General features: G+C 57.9%; 22 protein-coding genes. 11 read left to right on the top strand and 11 right to left on the bottom strand.

What is annotated here, in order from left to right; all coding sequences use genetic code 11:
• Nucleotides 1–93 precede the first annotated feature (93 nt).
• Nucleotides 94–768, bottom strand: a complete 675-nt coding sequence (gene radC / locus V8J88_RS12660; RefSeq protein WP_338844491.1) for a DNA repair protein RadC — start codon at nt 766–768, stop codon at nt 94–96.
• A gap of 193 nt (nt 769–961) precedes the next feature.
• Between radC and V8J88_RS12655 the strand changes: the two genes are divergently transcribed.
• The 6 genes from V8J88_RS12655 to V8J88_RS12630 all read left to right on the top strand — a co-directional run bounded on the left by V8J88_RS12655 (nt 962) and on the right by V8J88_RS12630 (nt 6,324).
• Nucleotides 962–1,417, top strand: a complete 456-nt coding sequence (locus V8J88_RS12655; RefSeq protein ID WP_338844490.1) for a peptidylprolyl isomerase — start codon at nt 962–964, stop codon at nt 1,415–1,417.
• 14 nt (nt 1,418–1,431) lie between these two features.
• On the top strand, nt 1,432–2,406 hold the full coding sequence (ispH, locus tag V8J88_RS12650) for a 4-hydroxy-3-methylbut-2-enyl diphosphate reductase (protein ID WP_338844489.1): 975 nt from the start codon (nt 1,432–1,434) through the stop codon (nt 2,404–2,406).
• 245 nt (nt 2,407–2,651) lie between these two features.
• Entirely contained in the window at nt 2,652–3,581 is a 930-nt protein-coding gene (locus tag V8J88_RS12645) for a branched-chain amino acid ABC transporter permease (protein WP_338844488.1), read from the top strand.
• An 11-nt stretch (nt 3,582–3,592) separates the two neighbouring features.
• Nucleotides 3,593–4,810, top strand: a complete 1,218-nt coding sequence (locus V8J88_RS12640) for an ABC transporter ATP-binding protein (RefSeq protein WP_338844487.1) — start codon at nt 3,593–3,595, stop codon at nt 4,808–4,810.
• A gap of 15 nt (nt 4,811–4,825) precedes the next feature.
• Nucleotides 4,826–5,596 carry an ABC transporter ATP-binding protein gene (locus tag V8J88_RS12635; RefSeq protein WP_338844486.1) on the top strand — a complete coding sequence of 257 codons (771 nt, stop codon included), beginning with the start codon at nt 4,826–4,828 and terminating at the stop codon, nt 5,594–5,596.
• Nucleotides 5,596–6,324: an ABC transporter ATP-binding protein gene (locus V8J88_RS12630; protein ID WP_338844485.1), complete on the top strand. Its 729-nt coding sequence runs from the start codon at nt 5,596–5,598 to the stop codon at nt 6,322–6,324. The genes V8J88_RS12635 and V8J88_RS12630 overlap by 1 nt, the downstream gene beginning before the upstream one ends.
• A gap of 64 nt (nt 6,325–6,388) precedes the next feature.
• Here V8J88_RS12630 and V8J88_RS12625 read toward each other — a convergent pair whose 3' ends face one another.
• Entirely contained in the window at nt 6,389–6,952 is a 564-nt protein-coding gene (locus V8J88_RS12625) for a phasin family protein (RefSeq protein ID WP_338844484.1), read from the bottom strand.
• Between the two features lie 291 nt (nt 6,953–7,243).
• On the opposite strand from V8J88_RS12625, the gene V8J88_RS12620 reads away from it, so the two are divergent.
• Together V8J88_RS12620 and pbpG are read left to right on the top strand one after the other, a co-directional pair.
• Nucleotides 7,244–7,963 (top strand): nitroreductase, encoded by a 720-nt coding sequence (locus V8J88_RS12620; protein WP_338844483.1) that lies wholly within the window; start codon nt 7,244–7,246, stop codon nt 7,961–7,963.
• Nucleotides 7,964–8,169: 206 nt separating this feature from the next.
• Nucleotides 8,170–9,252 (top strand): D-alanyl-D-alanine endopeptidase, encoded by a 1,083-nt coding sequence (gene pbpG, locus V8J88_RS12615; protein WP_338844482.1) that lies wholly within the window; start codon nt 8,170–8,172, stop codon nt 9,250–9,252.
• A 61-nt stretch (nt 9,253–9,313) separates the two neighbouring features.
• On the opposite strand, the gene V8J88_RS12610 is transcribed toward pbpG, so the two are convergent.
• Nucleotides 9,314–10,093 carry an IclR family transcriptional regulator gene (locus V8J88_RS12610; protein WP_338844481.1) on the bottom strand — a complete coding sequence of 260 codons (780 nt, stop codon included), beginning with the start codon at nt 10,091–10,093 and terminating at the stop codon, nt 9,314–9,316.
• A 144-nt stretch (nt 10,094–10,237) separates the two neighbouring features.
• On the opposite strand from V8J88_RS12610, the gene V8J88_RS12605 reads away from it, so the two are divergent.
• The 3 genes from V8J88_RS12605 to V8J88_RS12595 are packed head-to-tail and all read left to right on the top strand — an operon-like array spanning nt 10,238 to nt 12,801.
• On the top strand, nt 10,238–10,969 hold the full coding sequence (locus V8J88_RS12605; protein ID WP_338844480.1) for a (Fe-S)-binding protein: 732 nt from the start codon (nt 10,238–10,240) through the stop codon (nt 10,967–10,969).
• Complete coding sequence (locus V8J88_RS12600) at nt 10,969–12,399, top strand: lactate utilization protein B (protein ID WP_338849882.1); 1,431 nt, start codon at nt 10,969–10,971, stop codon at nt 12,397–12,399. The genes V8J88_RS12605 and V8J88_RS12600 overlap by 1 nt, the downstream gene beginning before the upstream one ends.
• 6 nt (nt 12,400–12,405) lie before the next feature.
• Nucleotides 12,406–12,801 carry a diacylglycerol kinase gene (locus V8J88_RS12595; protein WP_338844479.1) on the top strand — a complete coding sequence of 132 codons (396 nt, stop codon included), beginning with the start codon at nt 12,406–12,408 and terminating at the stop codon, nt 12,799–12,801.
• Nucleotides 12,802–12,918: 117 nt separating this feature from the next.
• Here the strand turns inward: V8J88_RS12595 and V8J88_RS12590 are convergent, their stop codons facing one another.
• The 8 genes from V8J88_RS12590 to V8J88_RS12555 all read right to left on the bottom strand — a co-directional run bounded on the left by V8J88_RS12590 (nt 12,919) and on the right by V8J88_RS12555 (nt 26,150).
• Entirely contained in the window at nt 12,919–13,434 is a 516-nt protein-coding gene (locus tag V8J88_RS12590; RefSeq protein WP_338844478.1) for an ArsR family transcriptional regulator, read from the bottom strand.
• A gap of 620 nt (nt 13,435–14,054) precedes the next feature.
• Complete coding sequence (locus tag V8J88_RS12585) at nt 14,055–15,848, bottom strand: methyl-accepting chemotaxis protein (RefSeq protein WP_338844477.1); 1,794 nt, start codon at nt 15,846–15,848, stop codon at nt 14,055–14,057.
• A gap of 258 nt (nt 15,849–16,106) precedes the next feature.
• Nucleotides 16,107–16,925, bottom strand: coding sequence for a proteasome-type protease (locus tag V8J88_RS12580; RefSeq protein ID WP_338844476.1), 819 nt, complete (start codon nt 16,923–16,925; stop codon nt 16,107–16,109).
• A 13-nt stretch (nt 16,926–16,938) separates the two neighbouring features.
• Nucleotides 16,939–17,889 (bottom strand): alpha-E domain-containing protein, encoded by a 951-nt coding sequence (locus V8J88_RS12575; protein ID WP_338844475.1) that lies wholly within the window; start codon nt 17,887–17,889, stop codon nt 16,939–16,941.
• 2 nt (nt 17,890–17,891) lie between these two features.
• Nucleotides 17,892–19,322: a circularly permuted type 2 ATP-grasp protein gene (locus V8J88_RS12570; RefSeq protein WP_338844474.1), complete on the bottom strand. Its 1,431-nt coding sequence runs from the start codon at nt 19,320–19,322 to the stop codon at nt 17,892–17,894.
• An 11-nt stretch (nt 19,323–19,333) separates the two neighbouring features.
• Nucleotides 19,334–20,284, bottom strand: coding sequence for a transglutaminase family protein (locus V8J88_RS12565; RefSeq protein ID WP_338844473.1), 951 nt, complete (start codon nt 20,282–20,284; stop codon nt 19,334–19,336).
• 20 nt (nt 20,285–20,304) lie between these two features.
• Nucleotides 20,305–22,806, bottom strand: coding sequence for a circularly permuted type 2 ATP-grasp protein (locus tag V8J88_RS12560; RefSeq protein ID WP_338844472.1), 2,502 nt, complete (start codon nt 22,804–22,806; stop codon nt 20,305–20,307).
• Between the two features lie 41 nt (nt 22,807–22,847).
• Nucleotides 22,848–26,150, bottom strand: coding sequence for a transglutaminase family protein (locus V8J88_RS12555; protein WP_338844471.1), 3,303 nt, complete (start codon nt 26,148–26,150; stop codon nt 22,848–22,850).
• Nucleotides 26,151–26,289 lie beyond the last annotated feature (139 nt).

Below are 26,289 nucleotides of genomic sequence, written 5' to 3'. Positions count from 1 at the left end.
TGGCGCGGCGCCTTTCGCCTGCATCAACAGGGTTGGCGGAATGTTTCCTGCAGGCTACGTGTTATCACCAATGGCTGCAAAGCCGGGTTGTTCCTACAATCGACCGTGTTCTGCAAATGAATACAAACCATCTTCGCCAACGATGATGTGATCGAGTAAATTGACCTCGACATAATCCAGCGCGGATTTGAGGGTGTTGGTCAGATGCAGATCGGGCGCACTGGGTTCGCATGAGCCGCGTGGGTGGTTGTGGGCGATGATCATCGCCGCCGCATTATGCGAGAGGGCGGCGCGCACCACTTCCCGGGTGTGGACATGCGCCTGGCGCAGCGTGCCGGTGGCCAGCACTTCGCGTTTGATCAGGCGGTGGCGGGTGTCGAGGAAGAGCGCGACAAAGGTTTCGACGGTGCAAGGCGCCAGCTCATTGCGCAGATAACGTTTGAGTAAGAGGGTGTTGTTGAGCTCAGGCTGGTTGTGGAGATTCTCACTCAATGCGCGGCGGGACAGTTCGTAAGCAGCCTGCAGCTGTGCGAATTTGGCGTCGCCAAGCCCGGCGATGCTGGAAAAATCAGGCAGGGCGGCGGAAAAGATATGCGCCAGCGAGCCGAATTTTTGCAGCAGCTCGCGCCCCAGGGTGACGGCATCCTTTCCCGGAATGCCGGTGCGCAGGAAGATGGCAAGCAGTTCCGCGTCGGATAAGACACTGGCGCCGTGTGCGATTAAGCGTTCGCGCGGGCGTTGATTTTCCGGCCAGCTGGCAATGCTCATATTGCCTCCTTGTGGAGAAAATGCGGGAATGCCTTAACTGTATATGCATACAGCTGCACAGGCAAGGGGGATGTGCCGCCAAGTTTGGCGGGCGCTGCGGCGCCGGGTGGAAACAGGGCGGCGGCGCAGGTTTCCGACAGGGTTCTGGCATACAATACGGGGCATTTTTCACCCGCAGGATCCGGAACAGATTATGACAAACCAAGAAACGCCCCTGGTTGGCGAACATGCTTACCTGACGTTGCATTACCGTTTACAGGCGCAAGATGGCAGCGAAATCATCAGCACCTTTGCGCAAAATCCCGCCACCATCATGTTGGGGCAGGGGCAGTTAGCGGCGCCGCTGGAACAGCGCCTGATCGGTCTGCCGGAAGGCGCTGAGGCCAGCTTTGAGTTGCCGCCGCAAGACGCTTTCGGCTTGCGCAACCCGGAGCTGGTGCAAAAAGTGTCGCGCGAAACTTTGCTGGAAAATTCCGCGCCGGATGCCCAGTACCAACGCGGCGACCTGGTGGAGTTCAATGCGCCGGGCGGCGGCCGGTTTGCCGGAGTGTTGTTGCAGTTGGATGAAAATGATGCATTGTTTGATTTTAATCATCCGCTGGCGGGACAAAGCCTGCGCTTTGATGTGAAAATCATTGCGATTTTGTGACAGGACAGGGAGAGATGATGGAAGCTAAGCAAGAAGCGGCCCTGGACGGCAAGGAAGTGTTGCTGGCGCAGCCGCGCGGATTTTGCGCCGGGGTGGATCGCGCGATTGAAATCGTTGAGCGCGCATTGCAGCAATTCGGCGCGCCGATTTATGTGCGCCATGAAATTGTGCATAACGCCTATGTGGTGCAGGATTTGCGCAATAAAGGCGCGGTCTTTATTGAAGAATTGTGCGATGTGCCGCGCGGCAGCACGCTGGTATTTTCCGCGCATGGCGTGCCGCAGGCGGTCCGAGCGGAAGCGGATGCTCTGGGGCTGACGATTTTTGACGCCACCTGCCCACTGGTCACGAAAGTGCACGTTGAAGTGGCGAAAATGCGGCGCGAAGGGCGTGAAATCATCATGATCGGCCATGCCGGCCACCCGGAAGTGGAAGGCACCATGGGACAGACGGATGGCGGCATGCATCTGGTGGAAACGGTGGAAGATGTGGCGCGCTTGCAAGTCAGCAATCCTGAATTGCTGGCCTATGTGTCGCAAACCACGCTGTCGGTGGATGATACGGCGGATATTATCGCTGCGCTCAAGGCGCGCTTCCCGGCGATTGCCGAGCCGAAAAAAGGCGATATCTGCTACGCCACCACTAACCGGCAACAGGCGGTGAAATTCATGGCGCCGCAAGTCGATCTGGTGATTGTGGTGGGCAGTCCGAACAGCTCCAATTCAAACCGTTTGCGCGAAGTCGCCGCCAAACGCGGTGTGGCGGCGCATATGGTGGATTCGGCGGCGCAAATCGATCCGGCCTGGCTGGCGGACAGGCAGCGCATCGGCGTCACTGCCGGCGCCTCGGCCCCGGAAGTGCTGGTGCGGGAAGTGATTGCGCGTTTGCAGGAACTGGGCGCAAAACGGGTGCGCAGCCTGGAGGGTGTGGAAGAAAATGTCACGTTCCCGCTGCCCAAAGGCTTGGACGGGCGCGCAACGCAGCTTTAATTTGACTGTTGGCGGCATCTGTAGGATAAAGGCAGAAGCTTGGCTATCTGCCAACCGGAATAACCGGCCAGAGCCGTCAGCAAACTTGGAGAGGATGTCATTGACATACAGCCCGGCCTTGCGCTTGGCTGTGAAAGCGGCATGACGCGTAATGACGTTATGCCTTGAACCAACCTGGCGGGACGGGAGCAGGCTGACAGCCCGAACCTGTGCCGCCGGTGTATACCGGGAACAGAGGACAGGCAATGGATACATTTATCCAACAAATCATCAACGGATTGGTGTTAGGCAGTATGTACGCACTGATCGCACTCGGCTATACCATGGTGTATGGCGTCTTGAATCTGATTAACTTTGCGCATGGCGACGTGCTGATGATAGGCGCAATGGTCGGATTTTCGATTCTCACTTTTCTGGGCACGGCGGCGCCGGATATGCCTGGCTTTCTCAAGCTCATCATCGCGATCATGGGCGCCATTCCGGTGTGCATCATCGTCAATGTCACGATTGAGCGCGTGGCGTATCGCAAATTGCGCAACGCGCCGCGCCTGGCCCCATTGATCACCGCAATCGGTGTTTCGATTCTGTTGCAAACCTTCGCCATGATGTACTGGGGCCGCAGCCCCTTGCCGATGCCGGCCTCCTTGTCCACGGAGCCTATCCATATCGGCGGCGCAGTGATCTCGCAAACCCAGATCATGTTGCTGGCCTTGTCCTTTATTTCCATGCTGGGGCTGGTGTTCCTGGTGGAAAAAACCAAGATGGGGCGCGCCATGCGCGCCACGGCGGAAAATCCACGGGTGGCCGGTTTGATGGGGGTGGACGCCAACTTTGTGGTGGTCGCCACCTTCGCCATCGGCGCCTCGCTGGCCGCTGTGGCTGGCGTGATGTGGGGCGCCACTTATTCCTCGGTGCAATTCGCGATGGGCTTTTTGCCGGGTTTGAAAGCTTTCTCGGCGGCCGTGTTAGGCGGGATCGGCAATATTTATGGCGCCATGGTGGGCGGCATTGTGCTGGGGCTGATTGAGAGTCTGGGCGCCGGTTATATCGGGCCTTTGACAGGCGGCTTTTTGGGCAGTCACTATCAGGATATTTTCGCCTTCGTGGTGTTAATCATTGTCTTGACCTTGCGGCCATCCGGCATCATGGGCGAGCGTGTGGCTGATCGTGCGTAAAGGAGGATGAGATGGCTTTGCTTGATTTCAATATGCAAAAAAATCCGGCCCGCGCCAAGGCCAGCATGCTGATTATGCTGGCGATCATGATTGCCTTCCCCTTCCTGGCGCAATTGTCGGATTCCGGCAATTCCATGGTGCGGGTGGTGGATATGGCTTTGCTGTACATCATGCTGGCGCTGGGCTTGAACGTGGTGGTCGGGTTTACCGGCTTGCTGGACTTGGGCTATATCGCATTTTTTGCGGTGGGCGCGTATATGGTCGGTCTGTTCGCCTCGCCGCAGTTCGCCACGGTGCTGGAATCATTTGTGAATCAGACACCGGCTTTCGGCAACTTCCTGGTGTCATTGTTCGGCGAGGAAATCCGGCAAAACGGCATTCATTTGTCGGTGTGGTGGATTGTGCCTTTGTCGGCTGCGCTGGCTGGCTTGTTCGGCGCCTTGCTCGGCGCGCCGACCTTGAAGTTGCGCGGCGACTATCTGGCGATTGTGACTCTGGGCTTTGGTGAAATCATCCGTATCTTCATGAACAATCTGAATGCGCCGGTGAATATCACGAATGGCCCGCAAGGCATCAATATGATTGAGCCGATTCGCATTTTTGGCGTTTCCCTGGCGGGTGAACCAGGCTCCAAGTCCACCGTCTTTATCGGCAACTTCAGCATGCCTTCGGTGACAGCCTATTATTTCCTGTTCCTGCTGCTGTGCATTATGGTGATTTTTGTCTCGGTGCGGCTGCAAAATTCGCGTCTGGGCCGCGCCTGGATGGCGATTCGTGAAGATGAAATCGCCGCCAAAGCGATGGGCATCAACACCCGCAACGTGAAACTGCTGGCGTTCACCATGGGCGCTTCGTTCGGCGGCATCGCCGGCGCCATGTTCGGCTCCTTCCAGGGCTTTGTCTCGCCCGAATCCTTCTCGCTGATGGAATCGGTGGTGGTGTTGGCGATGGTGGTGTTGGGCGGCATTGGTCACATCCCCGGCGTGGTGTTGGGCGGGGCGATTCTGGCGGCCTTCCCGGAAGTGCTGCGCCACACCTCACGCCCTGTGCAAAACGCACTGTTCGGACATGAAGTGATTGCAGATGAAGTCTTGCGTCAACTGCTCTACGGTCTGGCGCTGGTGGTGGTGATGTTGTACAAGCCCGCCGGCTTGTGGCCTGCGCCCAAGCACGAAGATGAAGAGCAGGAAGAAAAAGTGGAGCAGGCTGGCAAGCCGGCCCAAGCCTGAGCAGGAGACTGAGAGATGAGTAACGATATCATGTTGGAAATTGCCGGCGTTAATAAGCGCTTTGGCGGTTTGCAAGCGCTGACCGAAGTCGGCATCAACGTCAAGCGTGGTCAGATCTATGGTTTGATCGGCCCCAATGGCGCTGGCAAAACCACTTTTTTCAATGTCATCACCGGCTTGTACCAGCCTGACACCGGCAGCTTCAAACTGGATGGGCAGACTTATTCGCCCTCTGCGCCGCACGAAGTGGCCAAAGCCGGGATCGCGCGCACTTTCCAGAACATCCGTCTGTTTGGTGAAATGACGGTGTTGGAAAATGTGATGGTGGGCTGTCATGTGCGCACCAAACAGGGTGTGTTCGGCGCTGTGTTCCGTCATAAGGCAGCGCGTGAAGAGGAAGCCATGATCCGCCGCCGCGCCCAGGAATTGCTGGATTTTGTCGGCATCGGCCAATTTGCCGCCCGCACCGCGCGTTTCCTGTCTTATGGCGATCAGCGCCGCCTGGAAATCGCGCGCGCGCTGGCCACCGATCCCAAGCTGCTGGCCTTGGATGAACCGGCGGCTGGCATGAACGCCACCGAAAAACTGGACTTGCGCAAGCTGCTGGTCAAAATCAAAGAGCAGGGCAAAACCGTGCTTTTGATTGAACATGATGTGAAGCTGGTGATGGGTTTGTGCGACCGCCTCACCGTATTGGAATATGGCAAGCCGATTGCCGAAGGACTGCCCGCTGAAATTCAAAGCAATCAGGCGGTGATTGACGCATATTTGGGAGGGGCACATTGATGGCTGGCGCGACAATTTTGCAAATCAGCGGACTCAAGGTCGCATACGGCGGCATCAAAGCGGTCAAAGGCGTTGATTTGGAAGTGCATCAGGGTGAGCTGGTGACCTTGATCGGGGCCAATGGCGCCGGTAAAACCACCACGCTCAAAGCAATCACCGGCAGTCTGCCTGGCAGCAAGCTGGAAGGCGATATCCGCTATAAAGGCGAATCGATCAAAGGCTTGAAATCCTTCCAGCTGGTGGAGCGCAAGCTGGCCATGGTGCCGGAAGGGCGCGGCGTGTTCGCGCGCATGACGATTTACGAAAATCTGCAAATGGGCGCCTTCACCATGAAAGACAAGGCGGCGATTGAAGCGGATATCGAAAAATGGTACGGCGTGTTTCCGCGTCTGAAAGAGCGTTCGGCCCAATTGGCTGGCACGCTCTCCGGCGGCGAACAGCAAATGCTGGCCATGGCGCGCGCCTTGATGTGCCATCCCGATTTGCTTTTGCTGGATGAACCGTCGATGGGTTTATCGCCCATTATGGTGGAGAAAATCTTTGAAGTGGTGCGCAATATCTCGGCCCAGGGTGTGACGATTTTGCTGGTTGAGCAAAACGCCAAACTGGCCTTGCAGGCGGCGCATCGCGGCTATGTGATGGATTCCGGATATATCACCATGAGCGGCGCGGCGAAAGACATGTTGGATGATCCGCGCGTGCAGGCGGCTTACCTCGGCGAAGGCTGAGAGGCAGACGCTGAAAATGAAAAACCCGCTGCATGCAGCGGGTTTTTTTATGGCTTGAAAAAACTTAAGCAGCTTTTTTCGCGCGCGGCGCGGCTTTTTCAGCAGCCTGGGTGAATTGGCTCATCACCTGGCTCAGATTGCTTTCCAGCGTTTCCAGAGTTTGTTTGCTGGCCTTGGAAAATTGCTCGTAGCCGGCGTTGGCGTTGCCGATCAGGGTTTTCAGTGCGGTCACAGCGCCTTCCGTACCGGCAGGAGCGTGCTTGCTGAATTCTTCCACCAGTTCAACGGTTTTACGGTTGATTTCGGTGATTTGCGCTTCAGCAGTTTTGCTGAATTCGGATTGGGTTTTGTTGGCGATCGCAGCGGCTTCGCGGCTGTAAGCCAGCACTTTGTCGGCCATCGGCTTGAAATGATTGATCGTGAAGACTTCTTGCGGGTCTTTGGCGGACAGCAACTGGCGTGTGGCCTGGCTGCTTTCTTCCAGCGCATTGCGGGTCAGATTCAAATTCAATTCAACCAGCTTTTCCATGCCTTCAAAAGCTTTGCTGCTCAGGGCATTGAATGCAGCGAATTGGGCTTCAATGCCGGCTTTGGCGTTGGTGGTGAATTGTTCGGGGATGGCAAACATGGATGTCTCCTTGTGGGGGCAACGGGGATTGTGCAATGCAACAACGATTTCGATTGCGTATTCTAATGGCGCCTGAAATTTAGTCAAGCGTTTTTTTGTGCAATGCATCATCGCTTTCCGCATGGATCGGCATGCAGCGCTGTGCAGATGGCATGCTACACTTGCCGGTTTATGCAAGGCGGCTGAAATTTTGTCGCCGCAGAAAGTCCGTAACACAAGAAAATTGCATGATTGCAAGTATTGTCGCGCTGCCTGCGCCACAAAATCATGCCGCGCTTTATGGGGGGCGAGATGACACAAGAAAGACCATTGCCTGATGGCCTGAATCAAGAACAAGTGCGTCAGGCGCTGGATTATGTAATCGCCAGCAGGCGTTCGGTGCGCGCATTTCTCGATACGTTGCCGCCACGGGCCTTGATTGAAGAAATATTGCAGATCGCCGCGCGCGCGCCATCCGGCACCAATACCCAGCCGTGGCGGGTGCATGTGCTGACCGGCGAGTCACGCGCAAAATTAAGCCGCGACATCCTGGCTGCCTATGACGATCCGCAGCGCCAGGAAATCGAAGAGTATCCATATTATCCGCGCCAATGGGTGGCCCCGTATATCGAGCGGCGGCGCAAAGTCGGCTGGGATTTATATGCGCTGCTCGGTTTGACGCGCGATAACAAGGCCGGCATGAAACAGCAGCATGGCCGCAATTATCAATTCTTTGACGCCCCGGTGGCGCTGTTTTTTACAATTGAGCCGGTAATGGAGCGCGGCTCCTGGCTGGATTACGGCATGTTTTTGCAAAACATCATGCTGGCCGCGCGCGCGCGCGGTCTGGACACCTGCCCGCAAGCCGCCTTTATCCATTACCCCGACATTATTAAACAGCATTTGGGAATCGACCCGGCGGAGATTTTGATTTGCGGCATGTCCATGGGTTATGCCGATATGAGCAAAGTGGAAAACAGCCTGGTGACGCAACGTGAACCGGTAGCGACATTTGCCCGCTTTCATGAATAAGGCTGGATGTCTGTCCAGGGTGTTCACAGAATGCTTCAGAAATAGGCGCTAAGTCCTTAATTTAGTTGCGATAAATCTGAATTTTGTTACACTTTGACATGGTTTTGAAAGACTCGCGTGAATATCCGCGATATACGCGTATGTGCAATCCATCACTGCATATACTGAAGTCAAGCAGCGGCGTGTATGCGCTGCAGGAGGAAAATATGAAACGCTTCTTAATGCCATTTTTAACAGCGATTCTGGCTTCGCTGCTGGCGACGCCCCCGGTGGAAGCAAAGCAGCAAAGCCAGAAGAAAACCGTGGTCAAGATCAAACCCGGCGCGCAAGGCAAGAACGGCAAAGTGGTCAAAGCCGCAAAAGCCGGCAAAAGCAGCAAAGTGCAATTGCGCCCCCGTCTGGTGAAAAAAGTCGTGCTGGTGCATGGCAAGCGGCGCGTGGTGTACCAGCGCGTGGCGTTTACCGGGCAGCAAATGACGGTAGCGCCGGCGATTGCCACAGTTGGCGATCTGGCCGGCTTGAACCGCACCACGGACCCGCTCGAATTGAAATCCAGCGTGGCGTATGTGATTGATCAATCCAGCAGCCAGGTGCTGTTTGAGAAAAACGCCGATGCAGTGTTGCCGATCGCCTCAATTACCAAGCTTATGACCGGCTTGGTGGTGGTGGAAGCGAATCAGGACATGGATGAAATGCTGACCATTGCCGAAGAAGATGTGGATCGCGAAAAATTCAGTTCCTCGCGTCTGCGCGTCGGTGTCTCGCTGCCGCGCAGCGTGATGTTGCATCTGGCCTTGATGAGTTCTGAAAACCGCGCTTCAGCCGCGCTTGGCCGCAATTATCCAGGTGGTTTGCCGGCCTTTGTGGCGGCCATGAACGCCAAAGCCAAAGCGCTGGGCATGCAAGACACCCGTTATGTCGATGCGAACGGCTTGTCGAGCAAAAACGTTTCCAGCGCGCGCGATCTGGCGCGTCTGGTGGTGGCGGCAGGGCAGCAACCTTTGCTGGCGAAATATTCCACCGATCCGCGCTACGCGGTGGAGGCCAATGGCCGCACCCTGAACTATGTCAACACCAATCACCTGGTGAATAATCCGGAATGGGATATCGGCCTGCAAAAAACCGGCTACATCTCTGAAGCCGGGCGTTGCCTGGTGATGCAGGCCAAGATTGAAGGCCGCCCGGTGGTCATGGTTTTCCTTGACTCCAAGGGCAAGGAATCGCGCCTGGGCGACGCCAGCCGCGTGCGCAAATGGCTGGAAGAAGCCAAATTGCGCACCATGCTGTAAAACCTCTTTACAAGCAAAAAACGGCAGCCGCGCAGGCTGCCGTTTTTGTTTTTGCCGCGTCTTACAGCGGGTTGCCGTTATACCCCAGCGTGGTCGAAATCTGGTTTGCGGTCTGAATCAAATCTTCCATCCACTCTTCCTGCAAACGGTCGGCCGGCGCCGAAATTGACAAACCGGCCACCAATTTCCCGCTATCGTCACGTATCCCGGCCGCCATGCAGCGCACCCCCAGTTCCAATTCCTCATTGTCGCGCGCATAGCCGCGCGTGCGCACCAGAGCCAGCTCACGCTCCAGGCGCGCTAATTCGGTAATCGAATTGCGGGTATGTCCGGCCAGTCCGGTGCGGGTGGCGTAAGCGCGCACGGCTTTCGGCTCATCCACCGATAAAAACAGCTTGCCGGTGGAAGTCAGATGCAGCGGCGCACGGCCGCCGATAGCGCGCACCACCTGCATCCCCGAGCGCTCAGAAAATGCGCGGTCGATATACACAATTTCATCACCCTGACGCACCGAGAGATTAATGGTTTGCTGGGTGCGGCGGTGCAGGCCGCGCATGAAATCCAGCGCCGCTTCACGCACGCTCAAACGGCTTTTGACGATATTGCCCAACTCCAGCAAACGCATACCGAGGCGATATGCGCCAGGTTCAACCCGATCCACAAAGCGGGTTGTCACCAGATCATTCAAAATCCGGTGCGCCGTCGATGGATGCAAGCCGGAAACTTGGGATAATTCCTTCAGGCTGACCGGATCGGGGTATTTGGCCAGGGCGTCGAGCAGCAGATTCATTCTCTCGATAACCTGAATCGAGGTCTTACCGGGTTCTTGTGCAGTGTCCATAATTTTGTGCGTTGCAGTATTTTTGTCATGTTATATCACAATGTGAAAATCAATGCTATTACATGAAAATCTGTGTGGCAAGTCCGCTGCAATCAGACAGCGCGTGCATAATCGGGCTGATGCTCATAGAGAAAGGGAAAAGTGATGCGGGTCGCCCTGTTTGCCACCTGTCTGGTGGATATGATGAGGCCGCAAGTCGGCCTGGCCAGCCTGGCTTTGCTGGAAGCCGCCGGCTGCACGGTGGAGATACCCGATATTCCCTGCTGTGGCCAGCCGGCATATAACAGCGGTGCGCGGCCTGCAGCGCTGGCCCTGGCGCAGCAAGTCTTATCCGCTCTGCAAGGGTATGATTGGGTGGTCTTGCCCTCCGGCTCTTGCGCCGGCATGTTGCGCGTGCACTATCAGGAATTGCTCAAAGATCAGCCGCAAGAACTGGCGCAATGGCGCGCGCTGGCCCCGCGCATACTCGAATTGAGTGAATTCTTGCTGCAAGTCGCCGCCCCGCCAAGACTGCCGCTGCAACACGCGCCCCATCAGCCGCAGAGCATTTCCTATCACGATTGTTGCAGCGGATTGCGCGAACTGGGAATAGCCGCCGGCCCGCGCCAATTGCTGCAGCAAGCCGGCGTCGAGATCAGGGAAATGCGCGACAGCCGCGCCTGTTGCGGTTTCGGTGGCGCGTTTTCTTTGAAATATGGCGAGATTTCCGCCGCTATCTGCGATGAAAAATGCGCGCAATACAGCGCCACAGCAGCGCCGGCGCTGGTGATGGGCGACACCGGCTGCATGCTGCATATTGAAGGGCGTATGCGGCGCCAGGGCCAGGATGGGACGGTGCTGCACTACGCGCAAATCCTGGCTGGACAGGAGGAATGATGCAAAGCCATCCCTTGCATTTCAAACCGCGTGCAGCTGAAAAACTGGCGGACGCCCAATTGCAGCGCAATCTACGCAAACTCACCGACAAATTCGTCCAGGGCAGGGCGCAATCCATCCGTGAGCTGGAGGATTTTGAAGCCACGCGTGAAGCCGTGGTGACGATGCGGCAGCGCGCCCTGGATCAGCTCGATATCTGGCTGGAAATATTTGAAGAACAGGCGCGTGCGCGCGGCGCGCAAGTGCTGTATGCCGAAACGCCACAACAGGCCGCGCAGATGGTGCTCGAATTGGCGCAGGCGCGCCAGGTGCGCAGAATCGTCAAAACCAAATCCATGGTGAGTGAAGAAATCGGCTTGAATGCGGTTTTGCAAGCCGCCGGCATGCAGGTGTTGGAGAGCGATCTGGGTGAATACATTCTGCAGATCAATGACAATGAAGCGCCATCCCATATCGTGGCCCCGGTGGTGCATAAAGACAAAGAAGAGATTGCGCGCCTGTTTGAACGGGTGCATGGCAGCAGCCATCCCGGCGAAATCGACATTCCCGCCTTGACCCGCGAAGCGCGCCTAACCTTGCGCCCGCATTTCCTGGCAGCGGAGATGTGCGTCACCGGCGGCAATTTCCTGATTGCCGAAACCGGTTCGGTGGCCCTGGTGACGAACGAGGGGAATGAAGGCATGTGCACCTTGCTCGCACCGCGCCTGCATGTGGCGATTGCCGGGATTGAAAAAGTCTTGCCCACCTTATCCGATCTGGCCAGCGTTTTGCGCCTCCTGCCGCGCTCGGCTGTCGGGCAAAGCATTTCCAACTATGTCAGCCTGTTGAGCGGCCCGCGTGACGCCGGCGCGCAGGAAGGGCCGCAGGAAATGGTGTTTATTCTGCTCGATGGCGGGCGCAGCGCCCTGCTGGAAACTGAGTTGCGCGAGATGTTGCGCTGCATCCGTTGCGGCGCTTGCATGAACCATTGCCCGGTGTATCAAAAAATCGGCGGCCATGCCTATGGCTGGGTGTATCCGGGGCCGATGGGCAGTGTGTTGACGCCGGCGTTTCAGGGTTTGCATGCCGCCCCTGATTTGCCGCAAGCCGCCACGCTGTGCGGCGAATGCCAGGTGGTGTGCCCGGTTAAGATTCCGTTGCCGGAATTACTGCGTAAATTGCGGGAAATGCAATTCGCGCAAGGCTTGCGCCCGCGCAGCGAGCGCGCCTGGCTCGCGGCCTGGGCCTGGCTGGCGCGCCAGCCGCGTCTGTACCGGCTGTTTGTGCGCGGAGCATCCGCTGTGTTGAGATTGATTGCCGGGCCGCATGGTATGATCCGCCACTTACCCATCGCCAGCGGCTGGCGCGCACAAAGAGATATGCGCGCGCCGGACGGCGCCGCTGCCGCAGCCTGGCAGGCGGCGCGGCGTAAGCGGACAGCAAAACAATGAGGATGTATGAGTACAGAACCCCAAGCAAAGAGTGAATTTAAAAGCAAGAGTGGATTGCGGCGCATTTTTTCCGCATTTTTCTATTCGATGGATGGTTTGAAGCAGGCTTGCTTGCATGAGCACGCCTTCCGCCAGGAATTGGCGCTGGTGATCGCCGGCACGATCATTGCGCTGTTGCTGCCGGTGTCGGCGTTTCAAAAACTGGTCTTGATTGCCGTCCTGATTCTGGTGTTGATTGTGGAATTGCTGAATTCAGCAATTGAGGCAGTGGTGGACCGCGTTTCGCTGGAGCGCCATCCGCTTTCAAAAAACGCCAAGGACTTTGGTTCAGCCGCCGTGCTGCTGAGTATTTTGCTGGTGGTGGCGACTTGGGCGGTGGTGTTGTACAACCGCTTTGCCTGAGGCGGGCTGGCGCGGGATGTGGGAAGGCCTGCGGAATTGCGCCGCCTGTTTGAATAGATTGGCTGATGCAGCTGAAACGGGCTGGCGGCGGCTGGCCCGTTTCAAGCAAACCCCGCTTTACTGCACGGCGGAGCTTTTGGTTTTCGGCGCGCCGAAAAAGGCTTCCACCAGCGGATCACGTTGCACCGGCGCGCGGTGCAGGCGGATTGCATAATGCGTGTCATCAGCCAGGATATGGAATTGACGGCCTTCGCCGGCCATCGGCACGCCGTGCATGCCATGTTCGGCGCCGGCTTTGCGGCGGTTTTGCCCGGCGCCGGCTTTTTTCGGCTGGGTCAAGCCGGTGCGGAATTCGTTGATCTTTTCAGGATCGCGCCCAATGCGGTAAACCGCCTTGCCTTGGCTCGTGCCGTTGCCTTCGATGTGGCGCGCCAACTCGATCACCCCGGCATCACGCAGGGTTTGCACGTATTTTTGTGCGCCGGAACGGGTGAAACCTAAAAATTCGGCGACTTCATCCAGAATCATTTCATGGGTCTGGAAGTGCTCGATCAGGTTCAACAGGTTCTGGATGCGCCGTGCGGCGACCGAGGTGTTGTTCGCTTCTGGAGTCGTGGTAGCTTCGGATTGCATAGATCAATGGGTAAGTATGCTCAACATAGAGCGCGTCCACTGCTGGCCGCGCTGCTCATTTGTCTGCAGTATTTTGCTGCAGACTGCCTGCGGAAAACGTAAAACGCTCACCGTTGTGTCCGCTTAACGGACTTCAATAAAACCAGCATACATTTATGCCTGGCGGTTGTGTGTCACATGGATACACAGCTGCTAGTACGACATAAGAGACCTTTTTGTCCCTTTTTTGCCCACGCGGCCCATGGTAGCCGGGATCGCCTGGCAAGGGGAGCGGTGAAAACCAATGTTACATTTCAAACGCCACTGCCTGACCTTTGTATGCGCAGATTATTCGATCAAATTATTAGCGCCAGTTATGCTGGCTTTACTGCGCAATAAAGCAGGGAATGCATGTATTCTCTTGTGCTAACAGACAGGAAGCGGCAAAACAAGTTCTGTTTTAACAAGATTTGTTACACTTCTTGCGCACGCCTTAGCTGGCAATATGCTGGAGTGACTGAGGGGAAAAGGCAAGCCGTATCGATAAGTCTGTTGCTTTACTGCTACTGAAACCCGCTGATTTTGTAACAAAAGCAATCCTCGCTTGCCCAGGCCGGCAAAACCGGCCCGGGCCGGCGGCGCTATTCGAGTTGGAATTGCGCCACCGCATCGGCCAATTGCGCCGACAAATCGCGCAGACTTTCCGCTGCGGCGGCGGATTCTTCGACCAGGGCGGAATTTTGCTGCGTCATTTCATCCATCTGCGTCACGGCGCGGCTGATTTCCTCAATCCCATCGCTTTGCGCGGTGCTGGCGTTGGAAATCTCGCCGATGATATCCGCCACCCGGGTAATCGCCTGCACCACATTGGCAATCGTGGTTCCCGCCACATTCACCACCTTGGCCCCGGATTCCACCTGCTCACTGGAGGTGCTGATCAAACTCTTGATCTCTTTGGCCGCCGCCGCGCTGCGCTGGGCCAGACTGCGCACCTCGCCCGCCACCACGGCAAAGCCGCGCCCCTGTTCGCCGGCGCGCGCCGCTTCCACCGCCGCATTCAAGGCCAGAATATTGGTCTGGAAAGCAATCCCGTCGATCACGCTGATGATTTCCGCAATCTTGCTGGAGCTTTGCTTGATCGCGCCCATGGTTTCCACCACCCGCATCACCGCATCGCCGCCCTCAGAGGCGACATGGGAAGCGTCTTCGGCCAGCTTATTCACTTCGCGCGCATTTTCCGCGTTTTGTTTCACCGATTCCGTCATTTCCATCATCGAACTTGCGGTTTGCTGCAGCGAGCTGGCTTGCGACTCGGTGCGCGCAGACAAATCGGCGTTGCCGCTGGCGATTTCCGCCGAAGCGTGGCGTACTGATTCACTGGTTTTGCGCACCTGCTTTAAGACGCCGGCGATTTTGTCGGTGAAATGATTGAACGCCAGTGCGATTTGCGCCACTTCATCGCTGCCATGCGCATCCAGGCGGCGGCTCAAATCGCCATGACCGGAAGCGATATCTTCCAGCGCATCGCGCACCAGCACCAGACGTTGCAGGCTGTGGCTCAAACTCAGCCATAAAATCCCCACCATCGCCGCCAGCGCCAGCAGGGTGATCAGGGCGGAACTGGCGATTTGCTGGCGCAGACTGGCTTGCGCCTCGCTCTCATCGAGCGCAATCAGAAGCAGCCAGTCAGTGCCTTCCACCGGGCGCGCAAACAGCCGCACGTCGCGCTCCTTTAAGCGCAAAGTGTGTCCGGCGCTTTGTTTTTCCAGCTTGCGCACCAAATCCATATTCAAAGCCGGATCAAATTCGCCAACCTGTTTTAAGGCCAGCTTGGCGTCAGGATGGGCGATGATCAAGCCGCTGGTCTCGACCAGCATCGCGTAGGAAGAGGGGGTAGGGCGGATCGCACCCACATTCTTGATCACGGTGTCGAGCAGCACATCGCCCGCCAGCACAGCTTTCAGGCTGCCGCCTTCGCTCATCGGCTCGGCAAACGTCACCACCAGTTTGCCGGTGGTGGCGTCAACATAAGGCGCCGTGACGATCGGCGCGCCATTCTTCACCGCTTTGCTGTACCAGGGGCGGATCGTCGGGTCATAGCCGGCGGGCATGGGGTGTGGCGCAATCGTGGTTTTATCCGGGTAACCGATATAGGCGTCATCAAAACCGCCGGCGGCTTGCGCCTGTTTGATGAAGGGCAGCGGATCGCCGCCGGTGGCCACCGTTTTGAGCGAAGCGACAATCAAACGCCGCGCGCGCGCCCATTCGGTCAGCAGCGCCACATTGCTGTGCAACTGCGCTTGCATTTGCGTGCTGATATTTTCTTCAGTCGCGTTTTTATTGAGCAGAAAATTGGCGCCGGCCAAGACCAACAGCGCCAGCGCCAGAATGCTTGCGCACAGGGCGATCAAGCGGTTTTTCAATGACAGTTGCATACGGGCTTCCTCTATCAAAAGACAAGCACAACACGTCATACACAGCGCCGCAGGGGCAAATGCGGAGGCAAGCAGCGCGCTTGTGCCTTGGCAAGCCGGCGGCGTGAGAAAACCAGCGCAAAAAACGGCAGCGCAGGCAATTTCTCGCCCACTGCTGCAGATTTACCGCTGCGATACGCTCACCCCGGCAAGCTGCCAGAGTCTTTTCATATTATCAGCCGCAATGCGGATAGTGAAATCAAAGTGAAGGTGGCGGGCTTAGTATGGGGCGGCTGGCGGCGGACGTTGTAAATGCACATCGCGATTGCCTTCCCAATCCGCAGTCAGGGCATTCGGCCATTGCGCCGGATCGCCATGCCAGAGCGGGTTTTGCAGATTTTCAAACACCTGGCGCAGATTCTGGCCCCAGGATTTGCGGATCATCGCAAAGTACTGATTGTTTTCATCCAGCGTCACAAAGCGCTCCACCCGCAGGCTGTCGGCCTGATACACCAATAAATCGAGCGGCATGCCGACCGAGATATTCGAGCGCAGGGTGGAATCCATGGAAATCAGGGCGCACTTGGCCGCCTCATCGAGCGCCGTCGAAGGCGTCACCACGCGGTCGATAATCGGTTTGCCGTACTTGGCTTCGCCAATCTGGAAATACGGATTTTCGCGTTGCGCCTCAATAAAATTGCCGGCGGAATACAGCATAAACAGGCGGCACGGCTCATTTTTGATCTGGCCGCCCAAAATCATGCCGATATTGAAATCAATGCCGAAAGTGGAGAGCGCGGCGGCGTCGCGCGCAAACACCTGGCGGATCGCATCGCCCACCAACTGCGCCGCCTCATACATCGAATTCACATTCCACAGCGAACGGCTGTTGGCGCCAGCATCGGCTGTCACCAACTGCCGCACCGATTGTGAAATCGAGAGATTGCCGGAAGTCATCAGTGTGATCACGCGCTCGCCCGGAACTTCGCAAATCGTCATCTTGCGAAACGCGCCGACATGATCGACCCCGGCATTGGTGCGCGAATCGGCTAAAAACACCAAGCCGGCGTCCAGCCGCATGGCTACGCAATACGTCATGCCCGCCTCCTTATCAATTGCCGCCCGGCACCAGAAAATCGCGGCTGATGCGGTTGCCCAGCTCAAACGTGCGCTCTAAAAAGCGCGTCAGATAGGCATGCAAGCCTTCGCTCAAAATCTCATCAATCCGCGCATATTTCAAATCCGCATGCAAGCGCCCGGCGAAGCGTTCAGTGTCGGCCGAAGCGTCATTCGCCACCCGGCTCAGATTGTCATTCACCTCGGCCAGGCAGGCCAGCAGCGAACGCGGCATATCGTGGCGCAGCATCAACAATTCCGCCACTTTGGCCGGCGTGATCACATCGCGATATACGCGGCGGTAAATTTCAAACGCTGACACCGAGCGCAACAGCGCAGCCCAGTAATAAAAATCACGCGGATCAGGTTCGTCCCGCCCCTCGGCATGCGGCTGGGCGTGAAATTTCACATCCAGAATGCGCGCGGTATTGTCAGCGCGCTCCAAAAAGGTGCCCAGGCGGGAAAAGTAAAACGCCTCATCTTTGAGCATGGTGCCGATCAGCACGCCGCGAAACAGATGCGAGCGGTATTTCACCCACTCAAAGAAATTGCCCGGATCTTTATGCATCACGCCAGCGGATAACTGGCTGTTGAGTTCCAGCCAGGTGGTGTTGAGCGTCTCCCACACCTCGGTGGTCAGACTGCCGCGCACTGCACGCGCATTTTCGCGCGCACAGCTTAAACAGGCGGCGATCGAACTCGGGTTGCTGCGCTCACGCACAACAAAATCCAGCACATGCTTGCCCGACACCTTGTCATATGCGGCGTCATACGCCGCCTGCAAATCGGAAATGCCCAGCACCGCCTGCCAGCTGCGGCGCGCCGCCTCATTGCCCTGTGGCAGCAGGGCGGCCTGAAATGTCACATCCAGCATGCGCGCGGTGTTTTCAGCGCGCTCGGTGTAGCGCGCCATCCAGAATAAATGATCTGCGGTTCGGCTCAACATGCTCAGTTCTCCAATATCCAGGTATCTTTGGTGCCGCCGCCTTGCGAAGAATTCACCACCAGCGAACCTTCGGTCAAAGCGACTCTGGTCAAGCCGCCCGGAACCATGGTGATCTGCTTGCCGGACAAGACAAAGGGACGCAGATCCACATGGCGCGGGGCCACGCCGGATTCCACAAAAGTGGGACAGGAAGACAAGGCCAGCGTGGGTTGTGCGATATAGCCGCCCGGATTGGCCAGCAAGCGGGCGCGGAAATCTTCGATTTCCTGCTTGCTGGCGGCAGGCCCGACCAACATGCCATAGCCGCCGGCCCCGTGCACTTCTTTCACCACCAGCTCAGGCAGATGCGCCAGCACATACGACAATTCATCCGCTTTGTGACATTGCCAGGTTGGCACATTCGACAAAATCGCATCTTCATCCAGATAAAAACGGATCATCTCCGGCACCAGCGGGTAAATCGACTTGTCATCCGCAACCCCGGTGCCAATTGCATTCGCCAGCGTGACGCGGCCAGCGCGGTACGCCGAGAGCAAACCGCGCACCCCGAGTGAAGAATCGGGACGGAACGCTTCAGGATCGAGGAAATCATCATCAATCCGGCGGTAAATCACATCCACCCGCTGCGGCCCGCGCGTGGTGCGCATATACACCACATCATCCTTGACGAATAAATCCTGTCCCTCAACCAGTTCGACGCCCATTTGCTGGGCTAAGAAAGCATGCTCAAAATAAGCCGAGTTATACATGCCCGGCGTCATCACCACCACGGTCGGGTTGGTGACGCCGATCGGCGCCACGCTGCGCAGATTGTCCAGCAGCAAATCGGGGAAATGCGCCACCGGCGCAATCCGGTTGCGTTCAAACAGTTCGGGGAATAAGCGCATCATCATTTTGCGGTCTTCCAGCATATAAGAGACGCCGGAAGGCACCCGCAAATTATCTTCCAGCACAAAAAACTGTCCCTGCTTGCCATCATGGTTGGCGCGCACAATATCAATCCCGGCGATATGCGCATAAATATCCGAAGCCACATTCACGCCCAGCATTTCGCGCCGGTATTGCGCATTGCCGAGAATGCGCTCAGCATCAATAATCCCGGCGCGCACGATATTCTGCTCATGATAAATATCGTGAATGAACATATTCAGCGCCTGCACCCGCTGTTGCAAACCGCGATACAGAATTTGCCATTCCGAGGCTGGAATAATGCGCGGAATCATATCGAAAGGAATCAGGCGCTCTGTCCCGGCCTCATTGCCATATACGGCAAAGGTGATGCCGACGCGGCGGAACAGCAAATCCGCCTCCGCCCGTTTGCTGGCCAGGGTGGCGGCGGATTGTTCGGCGAGCCAGCTGGAAAAATCCGCATAATGCGAGCGCAACACCGCGTTGGCCGCATCTTCATACATTTCATTGTAAAAATCCGGCATCGTCTCATCCTTCACAAGCTGGAAGATGCGGCAGCCTCAGACGCTGCAGGCTCCGGCGTCACGGTGACGCGCACCTGCAGCTGCTGTTCGCCGCCGCCCAAAATCACGCCACGCATCGGCGTCACATCAGAAAAATCGCGGCCCCAGGCCACGGTTAAATGCTCATCCTGCACCAGACAGCAATTGGTGGGATCAAAATCGACCCAGCCATAGCCGGTGCAAAACAGGGAAACCCAGGCGTGCGAGGCATCCGCGCCTATCATGCGCGGCTGTCCCGGCGGCGGCGTGGTCAGAATATAGCCGCTGACATAGCGGCAGGCCAGGCCCAGGCTGCGCAAGCAGGCCAGCATCAAATGGGCGAAATCCTGGCACACGCCACGGCGCAAAGAAAATACCGTGGAAACCGGGGTGGAAATCGTGGTGGCGCTGCTGTCAAATTCAAAATCGCGGTGGATTCTTTGCGTCAGATCGAGCGCCGCCTCCATCAAAGGCCGGCGCGGGGTGAAGCTTTGCAGCGCATACGCGCGCAGCTGCTGGCATGCGGCTTCGGTATTTTCCAGCGCATACGGCACATGCGGCGAGGGCCAGCAAAATTGCGCCACCTCGCGTAGGGACAGGTGTGCGGTGCGCAACAGCTTATCGCGCTTATCTTCCCAGGCCGGCGAACCCTGCAACTGCGCTTCCTGCAAGCGGCGGCGCAACAGCAGACGGCTGCGCGCGCAGACCGCAAGGCGCAGATGTGGCGCGCTCACGCACAGCCAATGACTGAGATTGCCGAAATAATCGGGCCGCATCGACAATTCCGCCGGTTGCGGTGAAATTTCCAATGTGTGCGCGAGCGACTCCTGGCTGGTGAAACTGCGCGGGGTCATGTGCAATAACTGTTGCGACAGGGTAACGCTGCGCTGATACAGATATTCTGTCTCATGCGTCACGCTGTATACAATCTCCTGTTCGCTCACTGAATGCTCCCGGCAAAAAATCACTGACTGGCGGCGGCATGCTGCTCGGTATTGCTGAAGAAGCGGACTTCGATTTTATGCGCCAACTGTTCGCTGCCCTGGGTAATTGCAAGCAAAACCTGTTCCAGGGCGCTGGAGTGCTGGTGCAAATCGCTATCCACATGCAGGCTTGCCAGACGATGGTGCAAAGCCTGCACCGCATCCACCCCGCACGGCCCGTGCATTGCCTCAAGTTTGCGCAAATATTTGGCCAAGCCGTTTAATTGAAACACAATTGCGCGCGGATTGGTGTCGTCAAGCAACAATAAATCCAGCGTCGGCAGCCATTCCGGGGCCGCCATATAACGGGCGCGGTAGGTCACAATACTGTCAGCCAATTCCAACAGCCAATCGAGCCGCGCGCCGGGCGGCATGCGCAAAGCTTGCAGCAGGTTGTTGCACAAAAACTGCACCCGCTCAATCCAGCGCCCCAGCGATAAAAAGCGCCAGCCCTGATCGCGCGTCATACCATCGAGCGCAAAACCGGACAAGGTGAACAGGGCGGTTGCGCTGTGCTCTAACACCGCCTGCGCATCCAGCAGGGTGGGCGCGTTGCCGACCGCCTCAAACTGCTGCACCATTTGATTCAGCATGCGCCAGTTATCCAGCGACAAGCGCTCGCGCAAATGGAAGGCGACATTGAACAGGGTTTGCAAATTTGAGGCCAGTCCGGTGGTGCGCGGATTGGTCACGCTTTGGATCAACCATTCTTCAATCACATCGGTCGATTCCGGATATTCCTGCTGCACCAGATGCGCCGGCAGCAAACCGAAATGCTCGCACAGCTGCAGCAAGGCCGACCACTCGCCGCTGCGCTCGCCCGGCGCCAGCTGCAAGCGCGTATCCAGCGCGCAACGGCTCAAGCGCACCATATGTTCGGCCCGCTCGGCATAGCGGCCAAACCAAAAGAAATTGTCCACAATGCGGCTGGATAAATGCGCATCGCCACGGTTCAAATCCGCCGCCGAGGTGGCGTGGTGCAATAAATGCAAGGGGCCGGGCCGGCTGCCGCCGATCACCCAGGTATCTTTCGAGGCCCCGCCTTGCTGCATATTGATGACGCGCCCATGCTCATCCGCCGCCGCGCGCGTCAAACCGCCCGGCATCACCAGATAGCCATTCGGGGTGGCGCAGGCGAACACGCGCAAGCCGACTGCGCCGGCCTGCAAACCATCCTGCCACACCGGGGCCTGGCTCAAGGGCGCTTGTTCCTGCGCCACAAACAGACCGGGGCGGGCGGCAATCCGCGCGCGCAGATCGTCCAGGCCGGCCTGGTCCAGCAAATCGCCGAATTGCGGGGCCTGGCGGCGGTTGATAAAAGCCGGCTTCCACACCAGCTCGCGTATATGCGCCAGCGCATGGGCTAAGCCGGCCTCCTCGCCGCACCACCAACTGGTGACAGAGCGCAGCTTGAGCGGCTCGCCCAGCACGCGCTCGCACAGCTGCGGCAAAAAGCATTTCAAGACACCGGACTCAAGCAGATTTGCGCCCAGGCCATTGGCCAGCACCACATTGCCGCGCCGCGCCGCCTCAGTCAAACCGGCCACGCCGATGGTGGAATCGGCGCGCAATTCGAGCGGATCGCAATAATCATCATCCAGCCGGCGCAAAATCACATGCACGCGCTGCAGGCCGGACAGGGTTTTCATATACACCATGCCATTGCGCACGGTGAGGTCGCTGCCCTCGACCAGCACAAAACCGAGATGGCGCGCCAGATACGATTGTTCGGAATAGGTTTCGTTATACGGCCCCGGCGTCAGCAAGGCCATCAACGGCTGTTCAGAATCGCGCAAAGGGCGGCTGCCCTGGCCATAGGCGGCGGCCATGCGTCCCCAATGTTCCAGACTGTCGCGCTGGGTGCTGAAAAAACGCGCCAGGTCGCGCACTTTCAATTCGCGATACAAATCGGGATAGGCGCGCGCAATGATGTTGCGGTTTTCCAGCGCATACGCTGCGCCGGACGGGGCTTGCGCGCGGTCGGCTGTGACCAGCCATTCGCCCTGCGCATTGCGCGCCAGATCCACCGCATAGGTATGCAAAGCCACTTGCTGACCTTGCAATAAACCGTGACAGGGGCGCAGATAGGCCGGGTTGTCAAACACCAGACGCGCCGGCAGCACGCCTTCGCTCAATAAATGCTGCGGCCCATACAAATCCTGCAGCACATGATTGAGCAGATTGGCGCGCTGAATCACCGCCGCCTCAATCTGCTGCCATTCGGCCTGCGGCAAAATAAAGGGCAGGGCATCCAATTGCCAGGGCCGGTGCGAACCTTGCGGATCGGCATACACGTTATACGTGACGCCGTTTTCGCGCACCTGGCGTTGCACCGCCGCCAGCCGTCTTTGCATGGCCTGCGGCGTTTCATGCGCCAACACTTCCAGCATCTTGCGCCAGTGTGCGCGCGGCGCACCCTGTTCCAGCATTTCATCAAAATGCGTGTGCAGCGGCTGATAATGCTTCAGGATCTCGCTTTGCATGCCCTCATCCCCCTGTGCTCAAGCCGGCTGTCGCCGGGCGCTTATTTCGCCGGCGCGCGCCGCAGATCCAGCGTGCACGGCAAGAGCGGATTGCGCTCCGGCGCCGGCGCCGCACCCGGCCCCGGCGTATGCCCGTGCGGCCAGAACCGGCCAAAGCGGCGCGCTTGCGCCTCATTTGCATTCACCGGGAAGGTGGCGTAATTGCGCCCGCCCGGATGGCATACATGATACGTGCAAGCGCCGATCGCGCGTTTGCTCCAGCTGTCATACACATCGAATACCAGCGGATGATGCACAGCAATCGTCGGATGCAGGGCCGAATGCGGACTCCAGGCGCGAAAACGCACCCCGGCCACATATTCGCCCGGCGTGCCGGTCGGCTGCAAGGGCAGGGCGCGCCCATTGCAGACAATTTGATGCCGGCTGTCATGCAGATTGCGCACCAGCACTTGCAAACGCTCAACCGACGAATCGACATAGCGCGCCACCCCCTGGCTGTTCATTTCCTCACCCAGCACATGCCAAGGCTCAAGCGCCTGCCGCAATTCAATCTCAATCCCTTGATACGCCACACTGCCATAGCGGGGGAAACGGAATTCGATAAAGGGATCAAACCAGCGTTGATCAAAATCAAACCCCGCTGTGCGCAAACTGTCCAGCACATCGTACAAATCCTGCTGCAAAAACCAGGGCAACAGCCAGCGGTCATGCAAGGCCAGACCCCAATGCGCCAGCGGCTGTTTATACGGTTCGCGCCAGAATTGCGCCACCAGCGCGCGCAAGAGCAGCATTTGCAGCAAACTCATGCGCGCATGCGGCGGCATTTCAAATGCGCGCAGCTCCAGCAACCCTAAGCGTCCGCTCGCACTGTCGGGCGAATACAGCTTATCGATGCAAAATTCGCTGCGGTGGGTGTTGCCGTTCAAATCGGTCAGCAAATGCCGCAACAGGCGGTCAGTCAGCCAGGCTTGGCTGCTTTCCTGTCCCGGCGTGCAAGTCGCATCCATCTGCTGGAAGGCGATTTCCAGCTCATACAAGCGCTCATCGCGTCCCTCATCAATGCGCGGCGCCTGTGACGTGGGGCCGATGAAGGCGCCGGAAAACAGATACGACAAACTGGGATGGTTTTGCCAAAAACGGATCAGACTTTGCAGCACATCAGGCCGCCGCAACCAGGGGCTGTCAGCCGCATACAGCGCGCCCAGCGTGATATGGTTGCCGCCGCCGGAGCCGGTGTGGCGGCCATCGAGCATGAATTTTTCCGCACACAAACGGGCCTGGCGCGCTTCTTCGTACAGCGTTTCTGTGATGTGCCGCAATTCTTCCCAATTCGAGGCCGGCTGCACATTCACCTCAATCACCCCCGGATCGGGCGTGACAGACAAATGGCGGATGCGCGGATCGCGCGGCGGCGTATAGCCTTCGATGCGCAAGCGCAGATCCAGGCGCGCCGCCACTGTTTCAATCTCCTGCAACAGCAAGAGCCAGTCTTCGATAAAAGCAAAGGGCGGCAAAAACACATACAACACGCCTTGCCGCACTTCCACACACAGCGCGGTGTGAAACAAACCGTGCGCCTGCGGCAGCGTGCTTTGTTGCTGCGTGCTCTGGGCTGGCGCGCCCTGTCCCGCGTGATGGGTGCGCAAAGGCAGCGGCGGCAATTGGCGTTGCTCCAGCGGATCGTGCTCAGAAGGCGGCAGCAGCGCCGGCTCACCCAGCGAACTCAGCGGCAGGCGATAGCCCAGCGGCGATTCGCCCTCCAATAAAAACAGATGGCCGCGCCGGAATTGCCAGCGGCAACTGTCAAAACCGCTGTGATCGTCACGCGCGCGCAGCGGCAGCACATAACCCACCGCATGGCCCAAGCCCTGTCCCAGCAAACGGGCCAGGCGGCGCCGTTCCTCGCTGCTGTCAAGATTGAACTTGAGTGGGTCTGCACCCAGCGGCAGCGATTGTTCAAAATGCGCTTGCTTGACCACATCTTCATACGCCGGCAGCAAATGCACAGGATCGATTGCCAGCTGTGCGCATAAAGCCTGCGCAAAGCGCACCGCATGGCGCAGATCCGCATCGCCGTTTTGATTGCCGGCCAGCAGATCCGGGTTTTGCCAGATCGCTTCGCCATCGGTGCGCCAATATAAATTCAAGGCCCAGCGCGGCAGACTTTCGCCCGGATACCACTTGCCCTGGCCATGGTGCAGCAAGGCCCCATGGGTGAAGGCGGCGCGCAGGCGCTGCGCCAGATCAAGCGCGCGTTCACGCTTGTGCGCGCCGTCCGCCGCCGTATTCCATTCCGCCCCGTCCATATCGTCAATCGAGACAAAGGTCGGCTCGCCGCCTTGCGTCAAGCGCACATCATCCTGCGCCAATCGGGCGTCAACCTGATGCCCCAGCGCGCAAATACGCGCCCATTCTTCATCGCTGTAGGGCAGGGTGACGCGCGGATCTTCCAGCACCCGGCTGACTTGCATATGGTGCGAAAAGCTCACCTCGGCCTTATCAGTGAAGCCCAACACCGGCGCGGCTGATGAGGGCGTGGCGCTGCAGGCGAGTGGAATATGTCCCTCACCGGCAAGTAAACCGGACGTCGGGTCCAGCCCGACCCAGCCGGCGCCGGGCAGATAGACCTCAGTCCATGCATGCAAATCGGTGAAATCCTGGCCCGGGCCGCTGGGGCCGTCGAGCGCAGCCTGATCGGCCTTGAGTTGAATCAAATAGCCCGACACAAAGCGCGCCGCCAATCCCAGTTCGCGCAAAATATGCATCAATAAAGCCGCCGAATCGCGGCAGGAACCGCTGCGTTTTTGCAGCGTTTCTTCTGAACTCTGCACTCCCGGCTCAAAGCGCAATTGGTAATCAATTTCTTCACGCAGGAGGCGGTTCAGATCGACAATGAAATCCAGAGTGGGGCGCGGCGCATCGCCCGGCAGCAATTCGGCGCGCGCCTGCGCCAGCCACTGCGCAAGCAGCGGGCCGCAAGCCTCGCGCTGCAGATAGGAGCCGAGTTCAAAGCGCATTTGCGCATTGTAGGGAAAGGGAAAAGTTTCGTAGCCGGCCTGCAGGAAAAAGTCAAAGGGATTGATCACCGTCATATCGGCCACCAGATCGACCTCGATTTCCAGCTTGTCACTGGGCTGAGGAAACACAATCCGCGCGATGTAATTGCCGTAAGGATCTTGCTGCCAGTTAATAAAGTGATCCTGCGGCTTGACCTTGAGCGAATACGACAAAATCGGCGTGCGCGCATGCGCGGCGGGGCGCAGCTTGATCTCATGCGGCGAGAGTGTCACCGATCTGTCATAGTGGTAACAGGTTTTGTGATGCAGTGCGACCCGGATAGCCATAAGCGTCCTTTCCATGCAGCCTGAATAGGTAAAACCGCGCACAGCATACCTGAAAAGCAGGCCCGTGCCGGTTTGCTGCAGCAGGATTTTTTATGACATTTTTGAATATATACAAGCCGTCCGGCCCGGCTGCGCCAAG

It is taken from the genome of Massilia sp. W12 (assembly GCF_037300705.1).
In the GTDB taxonomy this organism is placed as follows: Bacteria; Pseudomonadota; Gammaproteobacteria; order Burkholderiales; family Burkholderiaceae_D; genus JACPVY01.
Note: the sequence above shows the minus strand (reverse complement) of the source record. Positions and strands in the feature narration are given on the sequence as shown.